This window comes from Sulfobacillus sp. TH-112, from assembly GCF_057473405.1.
Map to the genome: position 1 here is coordinate 1 of NZ_JBYCKN010000170.1, position 17,918 is coordinate 17,918.

22 protein-coding genes are annotated in these 17,918 nt (G+C 52.6%); 4 read left to right on the plus strand and 18 right to left on the minus strand.

What is annotated here, in order from left to right; translation table 11 throughout:
• Positions 1 to 1,045, plus strand: a 1,045-nt coding sequence (locus ACOJWD_RS12065) for an MFS transporter (RefSeq protein ID WP_486993480.1), incomplete at its 5' end; no start/stop codon positions are given.
• On the opposite strand, the gene ACOJWD_RS12070 is transcribed toward ACOJWD_RS12065, so the two are convergent.
• Together ACOJWD_RS12070 and ACOJWD_RS12075 are read right to left on the minus strand one after the other, a co-directional pair.
• A complete protein-coding gene (locus tag ACOJWD_RS12070; protein ID WP_486993481.1) occupies positions 1,042 to 1,707 on the minus strand; it encodes a YbaK/EbsC family protein in 666 nt (221 codons plus the stop codon). The genes ACOJWD_RS12065 and ACOJWD_RS12070 overlap by 4 nt on opposite strands.
• 76 nt (positions 1,708 to 1,783) lie before the next feature.
• Entirely contained in the window at positions 1,784 to 2,779 is a 996-nt protein-coding gene (locus ACOJWD_RS12075) for an NADP-dependent oxidoreductase (protein WP_486993482.1), read from the minus strand.
• A 167-nt stretch (positions 2,780 to 2,946) separates the two neighbouring features.
• Between ACOJWD_RS12075 and ACOJWD_RS12080 the strand changes: the two genes are divergently transcribed.
• Positions 2,947 to 3,348: a MaoC family dehydratase gene (locus ACOJWD_RS12080; protein ID WP_486993483.1), complete on the plus strand. Its 402-nt coding sequence runs from the start codon at positions 2,947 to 2,949 to the stop codon at positions 3,346 to 3,348.
• A 49-nt stretch (positions 3,349 to 3,397) separates the two neighbouring features.
• Here ACOJWD_RS12080 and ACOJWD_RS12085 read toward each other — a convergent pair whose 3' ends face one another.
• The 7 genes from ACOJWD_RS12085 to ACOJWD_RS12115 form a co-directional block, all read right to left on the minus strand.
• On the minus strand, positions 3,398 to 4,027 hold the full coding sequence (locus ACOJWD_RS12085; RefSeq protein WP_486993501.1) for a DUF47 domain-containing protein: 630 nt from the start codon (positions 4,025 to 4,027) through the stop codon (positions 3,398 to 3,400).
• Between the two features lie 34 nt (positions 4,028 to 4,061).
• On the minus strand, positions 4,062 to 5,051 hold the full coding sequence (locus tag ACOJWD_RS12090; protein ID WP_486993484.1) for an inorganic phosphate transporter: 990 nt from the start codon (positions 5,049 to 5,051) through the stop codon (positions 4,062 to 4,064).
• 268 nt (positions 5,052 to 5,319) lie between these two features.
• On the minus strand, positions 5,320 to 6,576 hold the full coding sequence (rpsA, locus tag ACOJWD_RS12095; RefSeq protein ID WP_486993485.1) for a 30S ribosomal protein S1: 1,257 nt from the start codon (positions 6,574 to 6,576) through the stop codon (positions 5,320 to 5,322).
• A 91-nt stretch (positions 6,577 to 6,667) separates the two neighbouring features.
• A complete protein-coding gene (locus ACOJWD_RS12100; protein WP_486993486.1) occupies positions 6,668 to 7,252 on the minus strand; it encodes a lysophospholipid acyltransferase family protein in 585 nt (194 codons plus the stop codon).
• Positions 7,252 to 7,938: a (d)CMP kinase gene (gene cmk, locus ACOJWD_RS12105; RefSeq protein ID WP_486993487.1), complete on the minus strand. Its 687-nt coding sequence runs from the start codon at positions 7,936 to 7,938 to the stop codon at positions 7,252 to 7,254. Before cmk ends, ACOJWD_RS12100 begins: the two co-directional genes overlap by 1 nt.
• Positions 7,931 to 8,308, minus strand: coding sequence for a chorismate mutase (aroH, locus tag ACOJWD_RS12110; protein WP_486993488.1), 378 nt, complete (start codon positions 8,306 to 8,308; stop codon positions 7,931 to 7,933). Before aroH ends, cmk begins: the two co-directional genes overlap by 8 nt.
• Positions 8,309 to 8,329: 21 nt before the next feature.
• Positions 8,330 to 8,485: a DUF2197 domain-containing protein gene (locus ACOJWD_RS12115; protein ID WP_486993489.1), complete on the minus strand. Its 156-nt coding sequence runs from the start codon at positions 8,483 to 8,485 to the stop codon at positions 8,330 to 8,332.
• 166 nt (positions 8,486 to 8,651) lie between these two features.
• On the opposite strand from ACOJWD_RS12115, the gene ACOJWD_RS12120 reads away from it, so the two are divergent.
• On the plus strand, positions 8,652 to 9,743 hold the full coding sequence (locus ACOJWD_RS12120) for a hypothetical protein (RefSeq protein ID WP_486993490.1): 1,092 nt from the start codon (positions 8,652 to 8,654) through the stop codon (positions 9,741 to 9,743).
• Here the strand turns inward: ACOJWD_RS12120 and ACOJWD_RS12125 are convergent.
• Genes ACOJWD_RS12125 through ACOJWD_RS12135 form a run of 3 tightly spaced genes read right to left on the minus strand, consistent with a single transcriptional unit; the run spans position 9,725 to position 12,015 of the window.
• Positions 9,725 to 10,753: a nicotinate phosphoribosyltransferase gene (locus ACOJWD_RS12125; protein WP_486993491.1), complete on the minus strand. Its 1,029-nt coding sequence runs from the start codon at positions 10,751 to 10,753 to the stop codon at positions 9,725 to 9,727. The two genes, ACOJWD_RS12120 and ACOJWD_RS12125, sit on opposite strands and share 19 nt — an antisense overlap.
• Positions 10,677 to 11,549 carry a pseudouridine synthase gene (locus ACOJWD_RS12130; RefSeq protein WP_486993492.1) on the minus strand — a complete coding sequence of 291 codons (873 nt, stop codon included), beginning with the start codon at positions 11,547 to 11,549 and terminating at the stop codon, positions 10,677 to 10,679. Before ACOJWD_RS12130 ends, ACOJWD_RS12125 begins: the two co-directional genes overlap by 77 nt.
• Before the next feature lies 1 nt (position 11,550).
• Positions 11,551 to 12,015, minus strand: coding sequence for a RidA family protein (locus tag ACOJWD_RS12135; RefSeq protein ID WP_486993493.1), 465 nt, complete (start codon positions 12,013 to 12,015; stop codon positions 11,551 to 11,553).
• A 149-nt stretch (positions 12,016 to 12,164) separates the two neighbouring features.
• Here ACOJWD_RS12135 and ACOJWD_RS12140 point away from each other — a divergent pair, with 149 nt between their 5' ends.
• On the plus strand, positions 12,165 to 12,701 hold the full coding sequence (locus ACOJWD_RS12140; RefSeq protein ID WP_486993494.1) for a spore maturation protein: 537 nt from the start codon (positions 12,165 to 12,167) through the stop codon (positions 12,699 to 12,701).
• Between the two features lie 245 nt (positions 12,702 to 12,946).
• Here ACOJWD_RS12140 and ACOJWD_RS12145 read toward each other — a convergent pair whose 3' ends face one another.
• The 6 genes from ACOJWD_RS12145 to ACOJWD_RS12170 form a co-directional block, all read right to left on the minus strand.
• Positions 12,947 to 13,051 carry a CgnE/CgnB domain-containing protein gene (locus ACOJWD_RS12145; RefSeq protein WP_486993495.1) on the minus strand — a complete coding sequence of 35 codons (105 nt, stop codon included), beginning with the start codon at positions 13,049 to 13,051 and terminating at the stop codon, positions 12,947 to 12,949.
• A 217-nt stretch (positions 13,052 to 13,268) separates the two neighbouring features.
• Positions 13,269 to 13,649: a GNAT family N-acetyltransferase gene (locus ACOJWD_RS12150; protein WP_486993496.1), complete on the minus strand. Its 381-nt coding sequence runs from the start codon at positions 13,647 to 13,649 to the stop codon at positions 13,269 to 13,271.
• Positions 13,650 to 14,052: 403 nt separating this feature from the next.
• A complete protein-coding gene (locus tag ACOJWD_RS12155) occupies positions 14,053 to 14,649 on the minus strand; it encodes a nucleoside recognition domain-containing protein (protein ID WP_486993497.1) in 597 nt (198 codons plus the stop codon).
• Between the two features lie 34 nt (positions 14,650 to 14,683).
• Entirely contained in the window at positions 14,684 to 15,541 is an 858-nt protein-coding gene (panC, locus tag ACOJWD_RS12160) for a pantoate--beta-alanine ligase (protein ID WP_486993498.1), read from the minus strand.
• A complete protein-coding gene (locus ACOJWD_RS12165; RefSeq protein ID WP_486993499.1) occupies positions 15,538 to 16,257 on the minus strand; it encodes a hypothetical protein in 720 nt (239 codons plus the stop codon). The genes panC and ACOJWD_RS12165 overlap by 4 nt, the downstream gene beginning before the upstream one ends.
• 28 nt (positions 16,258 to 16,285) lie before the next feature.
• Complete coding sequence (locus ACOJWD_RS12170; protein WP_486993500.1) at positions 16,286 to 17,887, minus strand: DEAD/DEAH box helicase; 1,602 nt, start codon at positions 17,885 to 17,887, stop codon at positions 16,286 to 16,288.
• Between the last annotated feature and the right edge of the window lie 31 nt (positions 17,888 to 17,918).

Consider the following 17,918-nt stretch of genomic DNA (forward strand, 5'->3'; position numbering starts at 1 on the left):
CCTGGCAGACCGTTATTCCCGCCAGCGGCTCCTTGTGCTCGGCAATGTCGGTCGAGGATGCGTACTTCTCCTGATTCCTCTTTTATATATCCTTCATCATTTGACGTTTTGGTTCATTGCCATCGTGACGGGAACCTCTGCCGCACTAAGCATTCTTATGGCCATTTCGCGTCATGCGCTTTTGCCCTCTTTGGTATCCTCTCAGCACTTACCCGAGGCCAACGACCTTTTAGGCAGTGCCGAATCTCTAGGAGAAACTGTGGGCCCAGGCGTGATGGGGCTACTTATTGTCCTGGTCGGCGCTCCCTTGACCATCCTGTTTGATGCCGGAGCAAATTTCATCTCGGCGGTTTTACTGCGTGGTGTGAAAGATGGCGATACTCGTTCGCCACAACTTGCGCCAAATCCTGAACAAGTGTCACAATGGTTGCCCAAGACTCTTAAACATCCCATCCTACAAAAGCTGGCATTCGGCCAGTCATTGCGGGCCACGGCCTCCGGATTTTTTGCCACCCTCTATGAGTTGTATGTGTTGAAGACGCTGCATTTCTCTCCGTTTTTCCTAGGGCTCCTCATTACCTCTGGTGGAGTCGGAAGCCTGCTGGCTTCCCGCTGGTTACATCGCCTTCGCCGAAGAATCTCCATGGGATCATTGATATGGTGGGGTGCGGCGGCGGCAGCGCTGCTCAATCTGGCTGTGCCCTTGGCGAAAGGACCCCTTGCATTGGCATTTTCCTTGCTCTGGGTCGCCCAATTTGGGGGCGATTTTTTCGCGACAGCTTCGGAAATCACTCAGGTGACCATCGAACAACAGGTCACTCCCAATCACCTTTTAGGTCGAGTTAATGGGACACTGCGCGCGTTAACCGGAGGAAGTGAGGCATTAGGCGCTCTATTGGCCGGGCCACTCTCGGTTATGCTCTCACTACGCTTCACCCTCTATGTGGCGGATGGGTTGCTGTTGTTGGGCGCATTATGTTATCTTTTCCCGGACTTGAGGCAATACCAGTCTGGATCAGAAGAGTTCTTTTGGGATAACATCTAAGGCCGGTCGCCTGATTGGGTACGGTCGGCCAGGTCAATCACCCACGGGGCCCCAGTCATGGATTGTAATTCCCCGGCTGACACTTGAAATACGGTATGTGCATCTCCTGCTGCCGCATAGAGAACGGAAAACTTGGAGAGGCCGTCATCCAGTACCACCTGAACGTCCTCTTTTCCTCCTATTGGCGAAACACCGCCCACGGGAAACCCGGTCGCCGCTTCCACCCATTCCTTGGAGGCACGTTTCACAGGGGTCCCAATATACGCTTCTAACACTTCAAGATTGACCTGATGATCGCCGCGGACGACCGCAACAACGGCTCGTTCACCAGAGGAGACCTTAAACACAATCGACTTTGCAATCTGCTGCAATTGAACTCCGAGAGCCGATGCCGCCTGTTGAGCCGTATGGGTACTACTCGAGAACCTCCGAAGACGATTAGCCAAACCATGGACTTCTAACGCGCGCTCAACACGTGTTACTCCATCCTCCATACTGTCCTGCCCCCCAATTTGTAAAAAGGCCCAATGCATATCCACATCAATGTTACCACCAGTCTTTCCTTCTCTTAAGGTGATAACCGCATGGCCCATGCCGTGGGTCGCCCACCACCGGTCCTCATCAGTTTTTCCGTATGGCATGGATTCCAACCGACGAAGCAAAAATGGTATCCCTTCCCTCGCTTCCTAGTTGCTCGATGGAAGCTGCACGGGGACTTTCCCACCTCACGCAGTTGAGCTATTTGATCTGCACAATAGTCTTCCCCATATTTTTCCCTTCGAAGAGACCGATAAAAGCCTCGACGAGGTGATCAAATCCGAGAACTATGGTTTCTGCCACCTTCAACTGGCCTGCCTCATACCATTGGGATAGCGCCTTTAGCGCCTCCGGATAGTGTTCTTGATGCTCGCCGACAATAAACCCTCGCGCTTGCGCCCGAGAGGTCAGCAAATCTGCAAATAGCGGGCGCTGGCTTGCATACGGGACGTTGTAGGTGGCGATCTGGCCACAGACCACAATACGGGCATGCGGATTGAGATGGGACATTATCGTGTCTGTCACTACACCGCCGACATTATCGAAATAAATATCGACCCCATCGTCTAAGGACTGCGTAATATGCTGTAGAAAACTTGGACTGCGGTAGTTTATAGCTTGGTCGAAGCCTAGTTCGCTCGTTAACCAAGCGCACTTTTCATCGGAACCTGCAATGCCTGTCACATGTAAATCAGTCAATTTCCCAATTTGGCCCACGAGGCTCCCCACCCCCCCTGCAGCGGCAGATACCACCAGTCGTTCCTTCGGCCTAGGGTATCCCAACTTCACTAGCCCAATATACGCCGTCAGCCCCGCCAGGCCGAGCACATGCAATGCGGCCTTGGGTTCCAAAGAGGAGTCTAGGGCCCGAATTTGCGACTCCGAGCGCACGACATACTCAGCCCACGGCCAGATGCCAAAGACCCACTCTCCCGGAGAGAATTTTTGTGATGCACTGTCCACCACAACACCAACAGCGGCCCCCTGCATCGGAGTATTGACGGGAAAGGGTTCGGTATAGGACTTCCGGTCGGACATGCGGCCTCGCATATAGGGGTCTACGGAGAGATAGATGGTTTCCACCAGTACTTCACCCGCTTCGATCGGCTTGACTGGCTCCTCTTTGGTCAAAAAATGTTCCTGACTTACCATTCCGTCAGGGCGTTTAGTAAAGTAGATTACTCGCGATTTTCTCATCATCATCCTCCTTAGGCTCCCGGTATTCCCCAGAGCCTTGTTAACTCGTTCACTGTAGTTTCCCCACCTATGAAAAAAATCCCTTCCGGCCGTGCAAAATATTGTGGTCTCGTGCACACTATGATTGAATGACGGTAATACGACATTACATAATGGGGGCATTTCGCATGTTATCGGTTGGGGACAGTGTTAGCGAGACACATATGGTTGACCGGGAGTTAGTACAAAAGTTTGCGGAACTGGTGCAGGACTTCAACCCATTGCATCTTGACCCTGAGATTGCACGTAGCTCACGCTTTGGGAAACCCATCGCTCACGGCACCCTCATCATGAGCTTTATCTCCAGTATCCTCGGCCAGCGCCTTCCGGGACCGGGTAGTGTGTATGTGGTGCAACATAGCGAGTTTCGCTCGCCCGTTTTTGTAGGCGACGAGGTGACCGTCACCGTGACCGTCACCCAAATCTTTTCCAGTGGTGTGGCTCGCCTCACACATGAGGGAAAGGTGGGCGATCGTATGGTGCTCACCGGATATTCTGACGTGCTGCTAGAACGCCGCACCCTCGGTTGAACAGGCATCTTTTGGGTCGCCCACGCCGAACGGTATCAATACCACAGCGCTAAAGATTTTGTTTCACCACAATGGAATTGATGATATTCGCGGCCAGATCCACCCGGTCTGCGGCATTAGACAGGTGCCGATACACTTCCCGCATCTTGATAAGATAGTGGACCGGGGTATCCGCCGAAAAGTGTGCAATAGCCTTACGATAGAGTCCTTCCATCTTATTCTCCATCGACTTCGCTACCATAGCCAATTGGTTACTGTTCTGGCCGTCCTGATTCAGCGAGAGGATAGCCTCTCCCAAAGCTGAAACCGCATCATGCAGTGTGCGTACCATCTCCCGAATGAACTCGTCTGGTTCCACCTCATAAAGGCCAATTTCCTTGATGGTATTCTCGGCATAATCAGCAATGTCATCGATGGCACGTGACAATTCGTTAATATCCTCTCGATCAAAAGGCGTCACAAAGGTTTGCGACAACCGATCCATCAATTCTCCCCGTATGGCATCGGCTTGGTGTTCTATATCCCCCGCGTCACGCGCAATCTCGAGCCGGGTCTCGCCACTTTCCTCTAAAATATAGGCGTACACCGCGTCCACCATCTCTATGGTCTTATTTACTTGGTCTGATAATAGTTGTTGAAAACTGTTATTAGTGCCTGTAATAATATCGCGCCAACGCATCACCAACTCGCCTCCTAAACACTATTTCTAACCGTCACATAAGTCCAATGAGGCGATCCACTCCCACGGTGGCGATTCCTGCAGATACCGCAAGCGGTAGCGTCACCAGCCACACTTTAAAAAACTTTCCTACGGTATGCCACCTTACGTGATACGGTCGCAGTGCAGCCCCTGTGCCAAAGAGACTGCCATCAATCGCTTCCGTGGTGCTGACGGGAACGCCCACGATGGCGGCCATGGCTACCGTCACGGCAGCACTTAACTGCGTACTCACTCGGGACGTATCGCGTAAACGAATCACATGGCTACTAATGGTCTTGGCAATTCGTAATCCTCCTGCGAAAAATCCGGCCGACCAGATGACAAACGGATAGATAATCGCTAGTAACGGGACAGTATATTGATGTTTGCCTTGAATTATCATTAAAAACACCGCCATTAGACCAATCGACCGTTCTTCCCCATTGGCGCCATAGGCTAGCCCTTGAAACAACACGGTCAAGACCTGAGCGCGACCACTTTCGAATCCAATTTTGGGATAGCGCCGCACCGCTACCCAAAGTGCTGACGCGATCAAAAATGCTATCCCAAACCCGAGGCTGACAGATGCCACCAGCCCAATCACAATCTTTATAATGCCGCTCCACTCTATTGAGGTGGCGTGGCCAGACGCAATCGCCGTCCCCACCATGCCCCCTGCGAGCGCCATGGTGGCGCTGGTGGGGATAGAAAACCACCAAGCAATTCCGAGGGTTAATACGGCCGCAAAAACAGCCAGCGCGAAGGTCACTCGACCCACCGCAGCAAAGTTCACAATTTCCACCGCTATAGTGTGGGAAACACTCGTGCCAAATACAAACGGTGCCGCTAATATACCGATTAATAAGAGGCCTATGCTGACAATGGGTCGTACCGTATTCGAGGACAAGTAGGTGCCAATCAAGTTACCGCCATCATTGATGCCCGAGATACCGGTATAGAGTGAAATAAGGCACAAAATACCCAAATTTACTAAGGTCAGCACATTTCCTCCTTCATCATTACTTAATACAATCTTAACACAATCTTAACATTATAAGCAAAGGGTAGCTCGCAAAAATAGACGTCGCCACATAAAAAATGCCCGGCGGTGTCAGCGCCAGGGGCGAGCCGCCTTTGTCGGAGATCGCCAAGTCAAAGGCCCTAACTGGCGGACTACGCTTGTGGAGACGACTTATTGATTATGTGTCTTAACATCACCTAGTCAGCCTCGGCCTGACACCGCAATGTCCTTCTGTCAGGAAGACCCCCGACTATTGTTGGGGGTCTTCGGGATCGTTTAACTCATCAGTCACTTCGTCATCCCAGTCTCCTGCATGGTATGCGGTCATTCGACGTGGTTCCTGCTCCTCGGACCCGCTATCTCCGTCTGCGGGCGCTGCTACCGCATCCAAGCCTCCTTCGGCATCCGCCTCCCGTTTTGATAGCGAAATCCGCTTGCGCTCGCTGTCAATGCTCAGCACCTTGACTGCCACGTCATCTCCCACAGAAACCACTTCAGCGGGATCGTTTACTCGAAAGTTCGCTAATTGCGAGATGTGAACCAGCCCATCGATGCCCTCTTCAAGTTGCACAAACACACCGAACGGAGCTAATCTCACCACAGTTCCGCGATAGATGCGGCCTTCGAGATATCGCTCCTGAAACGACTCCCAAGGACTCTTTTCAATTTGCTTCAATCCGAGAGAAATCTTTCCTTTCTCCCGATTCAAGCGGATCACTTTTACCCGAAGCGGTTGCCCGATTTCCAGCAGCTCCGAGGGGTGGTTGATACGGTTCCACGACATCTCGCTGACATGCAAAAGGCCATCAACTCCGCCGAGGTCAATAAACGCGCCAAAGTCCGTGAGACTCTTGACCGTCCCTTCACGCACTTGGCCTTCCTCAATGGTAGACCACACGGCATCCTCTTTCGCATGGGTTTCTTCCGACAGCACATCTTTACGACTCAGAATGGCGCGACGCTTGTGTCGGTCAATCTCCAGCACCCGAACCCGCACGGTCTGGTCCAAAAACGGGGCTAAATCGCGGACAAATCCTGGTGCAATCAGAGACGCGGGTACAAAACCACGCAATCCCACATCGACGACCAACCCGCCCTTGACAACTTCCACCACAGGCGCTGCTAGCACTTCACCATTTTTCTGAGCAGATTCCAAACGCTCCCATGCCAATTCTTCATCTGCCCGCCGCTTAGATAACTTCAGTGCGCCTTCTTCACCCTCAAACCCAAGAACATATACCGATACGGTGTCGCCAAGTTGCACGACCTCTTCCGGTCGCTCAATGCGACGATGACTCAAGTCGCGCAGATGGATGACACCTTCGGACTTGGCTCCGACATCAACTAGCACTCCATCGTGGGAGATATGTACCACCTTCCCTTGAAGCACATCACCGGTATGCACGTCGCCCACGGGGCCGTATGCCAGTGACTCCTCCATGTTCAGGGCGTCTTCCATTTCGTTGTGCTCAATCGGAACCCCTTCCTGCGCCTTATGCTCATCCATCTTTGCCAACCTCCCAAGTTCCTTTCCCAGCCACCCCGGGGAAGGCTATTCCCTTCTATATTACAACGGAATCAATGATTATCCAACCGTTTCATTTGCCTGGCAATTCCGGACTGCCTTCAATAAGCTGGCGGATCTTGTCCATAACCAGTTCCTGGGCGTCCTTTCGAGGCATCTGAGAATCAAGACGAAACGGATCTCCAACATGATAACAAATAGTTTTGCGAAATCCGTATTGGCCGGTAATCCCTATGGGTAGAAGCACACAATTAGTCTTTTGGGCGAGATAGACCACTCCGGCGCGCGCTTTTTGTAAATCGCCCGTTTCGGTCCGATGACCCTCGGGAAAAAGCACGATGACTTCCCCGTGATTGAGAATCTCCAAAGAATGCCGTATCGCTTTTCGATCCGGATGTCCACGATGAACCGGATAGGCTTGTACATATTTAAAGACAATCGGCAACAGGGGATACGAAAACAATTCAGCCTTGGTCATAAAATGTACGGGACGTCTAAGAATAGCCCCGACCATTGGAGGATCAAACCCACTACGATGATTGGCAATCACAATGACAGCGCCGTCATTGGGGACCTTCTCCAGCCCAGTGACACGAATCCGAAAATAGAGAGAAAACGCCGTTCTAACGACCCAATAAAATCCCCAATATGCTCGCATTATGGCAACCGCAGTCGGCATGTTTCAAGCATTGCCGACACAACCTCCTCAATCTCCATTTGAGTGGTATCAATCAGTATGGCGTCATCAGCTTGTGCTAATGGCGCCACATCGCGCGACGAATCGAGAAAGTCCCGGTGCTGAATCTCATCGCGAATGCGCTCTAGTTCGATGTCGAACCCGAGTGCCCGCAATTCTCGATAACGTCGCTCCGCGCGGGCATCTAACGAGGCCATCAGAAAGAATTTCACCCGAGCATTTGGAAGAACATATGTACCGATATCGCGGCCATCCATGACCACACCGCCTTGTCGTGCCATCTCTCGCTGTCGAGCGACCATATCTTGTCGCACCAGGGCAAATCCAGCAACTTGGGCGACGCTCGCATTGATTTGCGGAGCCCGTAGGGCGTTGGAGACGTTGGCGCCATCCAAGATCACACTAACCGTGCCGTTTTCCCCGGGATACAGATCAATGCTGGTTTCTGCCAGTAGGCCAGCTAGCGCGCTTTCGTCTCGCAGATCAATCCCGTGATGCAACGACTTCAGTGCGAGTGCACGATACATGGCACCGGTATCCAAATACAGGTAGTGTATGAGCGTGGCTAGTCTTCGCGCCACCGTACTCTTGCCAGCACCTGCAGGACCATCAACCGCGACAGCATTGACGACGGCGAGGCTATTCACGTGTATCCATACCTTCTGTCAAATCCTCGCGCAGGATACTGGCTCCTTCAAGATAGACATGCTGCACTTCTCGGGGGGAGCGCTCCGTGTCCGCATGCATTAATACCCTGACCGTTTTGGCAAGACCGTGCGGTACGTCCAATTCTCTCATGCAAATCACAGGCACAAATTTCCATCCCACTCGGCGTGCAGCCTCTGCGGGAAATGTGGCATGAAGATCAGGAGACAAGGTGAAGCAAATACTGGACATGTTGTCTGGCTCTAAATCATTTACTCGAGCCATTTCTAAGAGCAACTGAGCCGTCTTCTCTAAGATTTCCTGACTCTCGTCTTGGGTTACAGTAGTTGCGCCCCGAATACCACGAATCACACGCTCTCAGCCTTTCTTTGTCTAGGGTCTTTGGTCGTGTTGTGCGTCAACACGAACGCGTTCTTGGCAGGCATCACAAATATACGCCGGGTCTTGCTGCACTTTGAGCCGTTCGTACTCCTCCGTCCAGGTTTCGACTTGCACGGATCTCCCACATAGATGGCATTTCAGTTCCATGGCCCTGTCCTCCTCGTCTGATTTTGTTGCAAGCACAATTTGGACCTCACTCTGCTTTACCCATTGTGCCGAGATCATGACGCAGTTGCAAGGGGGAAACCGCTTTTCTGTTACAATTAAGATCACTTGTTTAGATTGTGCCTACAGCGGAAAGGACGTGCGGGTCGTGGTTGGCATAGAGAAGGATGTCCTGAATGATGTTGCAGATGCTCTGCCTCGGGGGGTGCGACAATATGCACAAGATTATCTCACAGAGGACCGATTAAGTCATCGCGTCTTGTATGGCACCGAGGCTTATATCGCCGAATTGCGCGGATATCAAGATCGCTATCATCCTTGGATCGACGGAACACGGGAACAGCTTGAATATGGCTGTGACTGTAATCGCCATAAAGCGCCCTGTGCCCACGTGGCCGCCCTGATTCTGGATCTAACTCGTCATAGCACTTCATATTATCAGATTCCGATCGCAGCGGCGATGCGCTATACCAGCCGACCCGTGAATCCGGCCGAATTGGGGCACAGCTTTTGGACACTCATTCCCGATGATGCGCCTCCGTGGCGTCTTGAACCACGGGAAGATCACTATCGCAAGTTTGAGTCGATCCTGCGAGCGGCGAGCCGAGCCCGTTATCCCTTAGTGGAGAATGCTGCAGCACGCATTTTTGCAGAGGCCGACCCCAAATGGCTCGAAGTGCCAGAGTTCCGAACTCGCTTGCTCGAGTGGCTAGAGCCGTACTTGTCTGTGCCCTTACGCCATCCAAGAGAATGGGCCCTTCTCCAATGGAGCCAACCGACCTTGCCCCTCTCCGGAGTCTGGCACGCTTCCCACGGTCAAACTGCTCTCATTGAAGCGCTGCTAGGACAGTTGACGATGCCTGAACCGTCCTTAACTCCATCGGCTTCGCGGCGCCGAGCCATGCTCATTGCCCTCACTATTGTCACACCGCAACTAGCCCAAGAGCTCTGGCCGGTCTACGATGCTCTCGACCCGTTTCGCCAGCATCAGGCGGATGCCTTGCATCTCGCCGGAAAAACCGCAGAAGCGATCCGCCTGTTAGAGAACCACCTTCCTCATGATGCCGAGGCACGAAGCGACTCACGCTATCGACTTATTGCCTGGTGTGCTCTCGACGAGAGTTTACCTCATCGTTTAGCGCTGGCATGGGAGACCCAGTCACTCGAGGTATTACAACCTGTAGCGCACCTGATGTCCCCCCAGCAGTGGGACGACATTCATCAGGCATTGAGGGAATGAAAGTTCATAACTTTCATTGTGAGTCGATCATCCTTAGTAATCCCAGGAATGCGGCCCCGCTTAGCGACCGGACGGGCATTAATTTCTTTCAGGTCCATGGTCATATCGAGCGGTGGTGCACCAGCAATGTAACTACCGATGCCGAATCCGGTGACACCGGCCTCTTTAAGTTCAGGGACCCGATCAGGCGAGATTCCTCCGGTCGCAAACACCCCTACGTCAGGGAACCCATGCTGCGCTAAGCGTGCCTTCACTTCACGCACCAGTCCCGGAGTGACGCCCCCGCGTTCCCGCGGCGTATCAAGACGGATGGCTTCAAGATGCCCATGGAGTGCATCGGCTACCCGTAACGCTTCTTCTGCTTCGTCTTTAAAGGTATCGACGAGAATGATTCGCGGAGCTGAACTGGGCATCATTTCATCATAGGCAAGCGCTGCCCGAACCGTATCGCCCACCATGAGCAAGAGAGCATGAGGCATGGTTCCCGAGGGAATTTGGTCCGCCTGACGGGCTCCCAATATGCTACTGGCGCCAGTAGCTCCCCCGACCATCGCAGCCCGGTCCATCACCGACGCCACCGCCGGATGCACATGGCGGGCTCCGAAAGAGAAAACAGGAACGGGATGCGCCACACGCACCACTTCGTGTGCCCGTGTCGCCCATCCCGATGACGACGCTAAAATTCCTAAGATGGCGGTTTCATAAATGCCAAAATCCCCATAGCGACCTCGAATTCGCATGACGACCTCTTTGGCGGCAACGACACTACCTTCGTCCCGCGCCTCCACATTAATCGGCAAGTTGCCTAATAATGCGAGCGTTTCTTCCACCCCCGCTAGAATGCCAGCGTGGTTTGCAAAAACCTCAGCGGTGACTTCAGTTCGCTCCAATCCCAAGTGTTCGAGCACCTGGTGCGTACCGACAAAATAGGCGTCAGCGGTGAGCCCGATGCGAATTTCGTCGGGCGTGGCTGAGCGAATTCCGTGGTTGGTGGGCTGAAATGTCTTCACGAATTCGATATCGCGAACGATGTTCTGCTTGGGGGGCATGGATGATGGCATTGCGTCTCTCCGTCCTTTCTCGGCCTTGGCGGACTAGTTGTTGCAGTTCGCGGACTTCGCGATGAGTTAATGGCCTCAACGTACCGGACTCGATTCCCTGCAGGGATATGTTGCCAAACTTCACTCGAGTTAGTTGCTCCACCTCATGCCCAATACTGTCAAACAACCGACGAATCTCACGATTGCGCCCTTCATGGAGCGTAATTCGCATGAGCGCACGCCCAGCTTCCTTCCGAATTAAATTCACTTCGTCTGGTTTGGTGAATCCGTCGGACAGTTCAATACCATGCTTTATTCTCTGTAAATGACTCTTACGAGGAAGCCCTTTAACCCAGACTTCATAGACCTTTTTGATGCCACTGGAGGGATGAGTGAGTGCATGGGCTAAGGTGCCATCATTGGTGAGAAGAATCAATCCTTCACTGTCGCGGTCCAGTCGACCTACCGGAAACACCCGGCCAAAACGCCGAGGAATAAGTTCGGAAATCAAATGTTGTGCGTGACGATCTTTGAGTGAGGTGGTATACCCGGGAGGCTTATTGAGCGCCAAATAGACCTTGGGTCGCGACTTTTGGTCTAAGGGTACACCATCCACGCATATGTGGTCTATCGTGGAATCCGCGCTGGCGCCTAAGGTGACTCGTACCCCGTCTACGGTGACCCGTCCAGCGCGAATCCACTCTTCCGCTGTGCGACGTGAGGTGACGCCAGCATCACTCAAGATTCTCTGAATACGCATTTTCATCTTATGGTAAAACCTCGAAAACCACTTCCACTTCGACAGCGGCATTTAACGGTAGCGCATTGGTTCCGACGGCCGAGCGAGCATGACGTCCCTGGTCGCCAAACACCGACTCCAGTAATTCTGAAGCGCCATTAATCACTTGTGGCTGTCCATGAAAGCTGTCCGCACTCTGCACAAACCCTACCACTTTGATGACCCGGGCTAGGCGGTTGACGCCCCCAGCGACGGCTGCGGCCACAGCAATGGCGTTGAGTGCGCACTGTCGAGCGGCATTGAAGGCCTCCTCAGGTGATACATCCCGACCTACCTGACCCTCCGCCTGCAGGTGGCCGTTGTGTAATGGCAACTGCCCTGAGGTAAAGCACAACTGGCCTGTTAATACGGCCGGAACGTAAGCAGCCACCGCCTTTGGCGGTTCGGGAAGGGTAATCTCTAATTCGGCCAAACGACTTTCAATCGATGACATTTGTGACATAATCTCCTCCGGTTCATGAACTGTCCTTCCACTGCATACTTTAAGACAAGTTGGTGCCAAATCCAGTTTATAGCATTGTACGGACGTGGATTTAGTATACCAGGAGACAGCAGTATTCCGTAACGGTTGGAGGAAGGCAAATGCTCAACCACATCATCGATACCATTTCGGTCTGGGCCATTCCATTTTTGGTGGCCGTGATTCCCTTGTATGGCTACCTCAAAGGCGTTAAGATTTATGATGCTTTCATTGAGGGCGCTGGCGAGGGTTTCCAAATGGCCATACAAATGATTCCTTTTTTAGTAGGTATTTTGGTCGCCATCACCATTTTTCAGTCGTCTGGGGCGCTAGATGCCGTGATTCGCGTGCTCAGCCATCCGTTACATTGGGTAGGGGTACCTGCCGAAGTGGTGCCCTTGATGCTCGTTCGCCCGTTATCGGGGGGCGCAGCTCTAGGGATCACCAGCAACATCTTGCAACATTCGGGGGTGGACTCGTTTATCGGGAAAATGGCTTCCACCATCCAGGGCAGTACCGACACTACGTTTTATGTGATTACGCTCTATTTTGGTTCTATCGCCATTCGAAAAACCCGTTATGCCATGACGGTGGCACTCATCGGGGACCTTGCGGGGTTTATCGCTGCCGTTGCCCTATCCCACCTGCTATACACCTAACGAGCCGCACCAGGCGCTGGCCGCATTGGGCCTAACTCTATCATCTCTTTACATTGATAACTCAGATCCCAGCCATACGAGAATGGGAACCTCGTTGTCCACGGCATGCTCTAATTCGGTGGCGTGGCCGTTATTTAGTCACGACGATAACGGGGTCCACGATATGCCAATGGCCGAGGGTGGCTCACGCCATCTTGCTAGTGAAAGAAACCATTACAAGCGTACTGCACAAGATTATTTGATGCTCACTCCTGGATAAAGTCGATGTGGAGTCCGGTCGTCCCGTCTCCGGTCCCAGCGTGAATACCTGCCATACCTTCGTGAATCTCCAAGTTCATGTCCCAGTCCACGGCTCGGGGACCAAGTCCGTATCAAGTACGCAAACAATGGCCTCTACTTGGGGAACCACTGAAGAAATTATCCGTCCGAGACACAATCACTTGCTAAAATTTCATTCTAGACCCCCATCCGTCAGTTTCATGTCGGGATCGGAGCAGGCGCTGTAATTCAGATACATGTTAAATTGGTTCACATAGAACCCCAAGGTGAGCAAGAAAGGACAGCGGATTACTTAGAATAACGATTTCCATTCGGTTCGAGCACCGCATAGATTGGCCAATCTATGTAATGGTCACCATACAAAAAGACGTCCCGCATCACCCCTTCTAGGCTAAAATGTAAACGTTCGGCAACGCGGCGACTCCTGTGATTTCGAGGATGGACGGCAATGAGGACCTGATGAAACCCTCGATCATGGAAGAGTTCGTTCACGAGATAGCGAGTCGTGTCGGTCATGATCCCACGACCGGTGGTATCCCGAGCAAGCCCAGACCCGAGGTAGGTAGAATGGTGAGGCGTATCGACATGGTTCATATTAATTCCGCCCACTGGGCAATCTAATTCGCAAATGCTGAGCGATAAGATTCCCTCTTGATAGGCGGATGGCATTGGCGAACATACTGTTCGGCATCGGCGACGGAATACTCATCATGAGGCCATGTAAGCCATTCGCGAATATGCAAAGCATTCTGGCGAATAGTATGGGTCATGATAGATTTCATGGCTCTTGTGCCAACTCTGGAGAACGAGCCCTGGTCGTACCGTCCAAGTGATCTACATAATAATGACCCCACATTCATCTGGAAGCATGGCATCGCGCACAACGCGAGTCAACCTGAGAGATATCCGGTTTTTTTCGAGTCCAGTTTCGATTCTCTTGTAATGACACCATATCCTCAGAGTCACCAAGCAGTTTCCGATAAGAAGACCCTCAGGACAGTTGGAACATGGGATGGAATAGCTCATTATCTTACTGAAAAGGAGTCGTCGCCATGCGCCCAGTGCTCGTGAGTTACTCGCGGGTCTTTCGGCGACGTTCCGCCAAGCGAAACACGCGATCTGCAGCAATTGCCACCACGGTAGAAAAACAGGTGGCGATAATCGTCGGGCCTACAATATCGGTGGCATTTTTCGCTCCGGCGGCAACCCGAAGTGCGATCACTGTGGCTGGAACCAAGTTAATGGAAGCGGTATTGATGGCTAAAAACGTAATCATATTGTCCGAAGCCCGATCCTTGATCTCATTGAGCTTTTGCAACTCATCCATCGCTTTGAGGCCAAACGGGGTGGCTGCGCTTCCCATGCCTAGAATATTCGCCGCCATATTCATCACCATATTGCCCATCGCCGGATGATCGCTCGGTATCCCGGGAAAAAGCTTCGATACCAAAGGCGCCATGAACTTGGCGAACGAACGCATAAGACCTGATTCCTCCGCGATACGCGCCAATCCAAGCCACAGTGTCATAATTCCGATAAACCCGATGGCGATTTCGACAGCCTGTTCACTTGCCCGAACGATGGATTCTGTCACCGGCAGCATGGAATGATGTAGCCCCGATACCAATATACCGCCGACAATCATCACAAGCCAGACCACGTTGACCACGGCTGTCCCCCCTTGCCAGGGGAGTATATGCGGCCTACGCCAGATCTTGCCTCAAAAGTGTATTGTCAATGAGCCGAGCTCGGCCGATGGGAACAGCCACTGCTAGTAGAGTCGTGCCATCAAGCACCGCCGGACTTTCTCGCAGCGTAATGGGATCCACTAATTCCACATATTCGGGGCTAAGCCCCTGGGATGCGAGGTGCTTTAGCACTTCCGCCCGCAATGTATCGCGGCGCCGTTCGCCCCACTCAAAGAGCGATTGCGCGCGCCTGAGAGATATCTGAATTTCTGGCGCTATTGCCCTTTCAGACGGGTCAAGATACTGGTTCCGTGATGATAACGCGAGACCCGATTCCTCCCGCACAGTCGGTACTCCGAGGATGCGCACCGGCATATTCAAATCCTCCACCATACGACGAATAATGGCCAGCTGTTGCCAATCCTTTTCCCCGAAGAAGGCCATCTCAGGTTGCACAATATTGAGTAACTTATTGACGACCGTCGTCACACCGACAAAGTGCGTAGGCCGGCTGCGACCACATAACACCTGCGACATCTCGTTGACCATCACTCGAGTGACCATCTCCTGTGTCGGGTACATCTCCTGCACCGTTGGAGCAAACACCACGGCAGGATCCAATCCCGTCAGCTTTTGAATGTCCCCATCCAAATCTCGGGGATAGCGCCCTAAATCTTCGTTGGGACCAAACTGGAGGGGGTTCACGAAAATTGACACCACCACCTGTTGAGCGTATTGGCTAGCAAATTCCACCAGATGCAAATGACCGCGATGTAGGGCGCCCATCGTGGGTACCAGCGCGACCGTTTGGCCATTGGCACGGAATTGCCTGCGCACTTTCTGGCAGTCGGCGATCGAGTGAATAATTTTCATGAAGACAACGGGCCTCCTTTAACGCTGGTTTGAATTAAGGTGAGAAGGTCACGGCTCGTCATCATCCCTATCCGATCTTGGGTGAGACCTTGGTGAGGGATGGAAACTCGCGTATACGGCACCAATTCCGCCTCTGGTGGTACTAGTGCGGGATATTGGTTACCATCAATGACGCGGGCGTGCAATCGCGCCGGGTTAGCTAAGGCACATTCATAAGCAAGTCGCACAACCTGAGGACAGTTGGGACAGGTCGCCGTCACAATAATTTCAATCAAGACGTCGGTCGGGATAGATTTAAAGGCGCCATGCAGACCATGATTGAGGTGCCAGTGATTTTGACTCAAATCCAGAATTAGACTCAGGAAGGCTCCAAATTGATACCCGGTAGGTAGCCCGATGAATTCGATGGGTCCGACTTCGCCGGATGGACTCACAAAGCGCCACGTGGGCGTATAACGAACTCCGAGCAACGAGGCCAGCGACCTGACGCTGGTTGCGGACATGGGAAGCACATCAACTCTCAGATGACCAGCGGCACTTCTTTGCAGTTCCCCTGCCAAGTCTCGTGCACCTACGGCAGCGTGATCATCGTCTACAAATACCATCAAGTGCACCGAACGTCGCAGTGACTTGAGCATGTCCTTGAGCATGACACGATCTCGTGTACTAAAGACGCTCCTGGGACTCTCTTTACTAGGGGTCTCGATATGATTCATGGCCATCTCCTCGGGCCTATTGTACTGGCTATAAGGGGGATTGACCACTCCTTTCCCAAGAATCGCTAACCGAGTCAGGCCAACTTAGACGGCGGCGCGCCGCGAGAAATTCATTTCCCAGCGCGTCAAGCCGCCGCAACATGTCGTCATGGTGGTCTTCCCAGAAGAAGATATCAATGAGCCGTTTCTCTAAACTGCCGCGCCGTTCGATGTGACGCAAGATGACATCGAGTTCCCCGATGACCGAGCGGAATAGATCAATTTTCTCATGTAACAGATGCAAGATATCCTCCTCAACGGTATCAATCGCATACAGATTGTATATTTCTACCGCATGGTTTTGCCCGATGCGGTGTACTCGACCGATGCGCTGCTCAATGCGCATGGGATTCCAGGGAAGATCTAAATTTACCACCACATGGCAAAATTGCAGGTTTATCCCTTGTCCCCCAGCCTCTGTGGACACCAAGATGCGGGTGCCATTGCGAAACCACTCAACCAAAGCATCTCGCTCGCGGGTCCGCAGTCCGCCGTGAAAGGCCGCCGCATCAAATCCCGCCTTGATGAGAGCATCCCGCATCATTTCTTGCGTACCTCGAAACTCGGTAAACACCAACATTTGCCCCTTCACATGGTGGGCTAATTGCAGGAGCGCACGCATTTTGGCAGTTGTGGTTAGAGATTCGGCCAGCGCGACCAATTGGTCGAGGTCGGAACCTATCCAAGCGGAATTTTTTAGGGTGGGCAATAAGGCCTTCGGGGAGGAGCAGAGTTCGCGCTGCAGAGTCAAAAGAGGCAAGACCGTTTCCTCCGCTCTGACCCGCGCACGGTATTCCCGCCTTAAGGCGTCGCTGATGCCATCATAGAGGGCTCGCTCCCGGTCTTCGAGATGCAGCGGAAGGAGGAGCACTTCGCGCTCCGGAAATGAGAGTCCCACGGTATGACGCTCATTTCTCACCATCACTTGGCTCAACTGAGCACGAAGTTCCGTGGCGTTCTTCGGGGTGCGTTTGTCCAGAATAAATTGACGGTAAAATTTCAAATAGGAGCCAAACAATCCCGGTCGTACGAGATTGACTAGCGCATATAGTTCGGTCAGTTGATTTTCCATCGGCGTTGCCGTTAAAAGGAGCATGTGGCGAGACTTCAGACCAGCCACCAATTGATAATTTTGCGTCCGTGTATTCTTCAGATGATGCGCTTCATCAACCACCACCAAGTCCCAGGGCACTAGCTGCAACTGATGGAGTAACGGTGGGCGTTTTGCCGTATCGATGGATAATATCCAGAGCCAACCAGGATCCTTCGGCCCGCGTTGGGCAGACCATCCAAATTTTTCGAAGAGTTCCGACACCCACTGGGTTTGAAGACCTGCTGGAACCAAAATGAGGACATTGCTGACCGTTCGGCGTATGCGTAGTTCGTTGATAATAAGGCCAGCTTCGATGGTTTTCCCGAGGCCAACTTCGTCCGCTAAAATGGCTCGTCCTTCGAGTTCATTCACAACCTTGAGCACACTTTCTACTTGATAGGCGTGTAGGTCGAGCCCCTTCTCGACCCGTTCCCAGACGGTAGGCCAAGACACCAATTCTTTCGCCAAATTCAGAGCGTGCTTGTCGATACTTGCCACGATGTCAAGCCTCCTCTAATTTACCACTTGC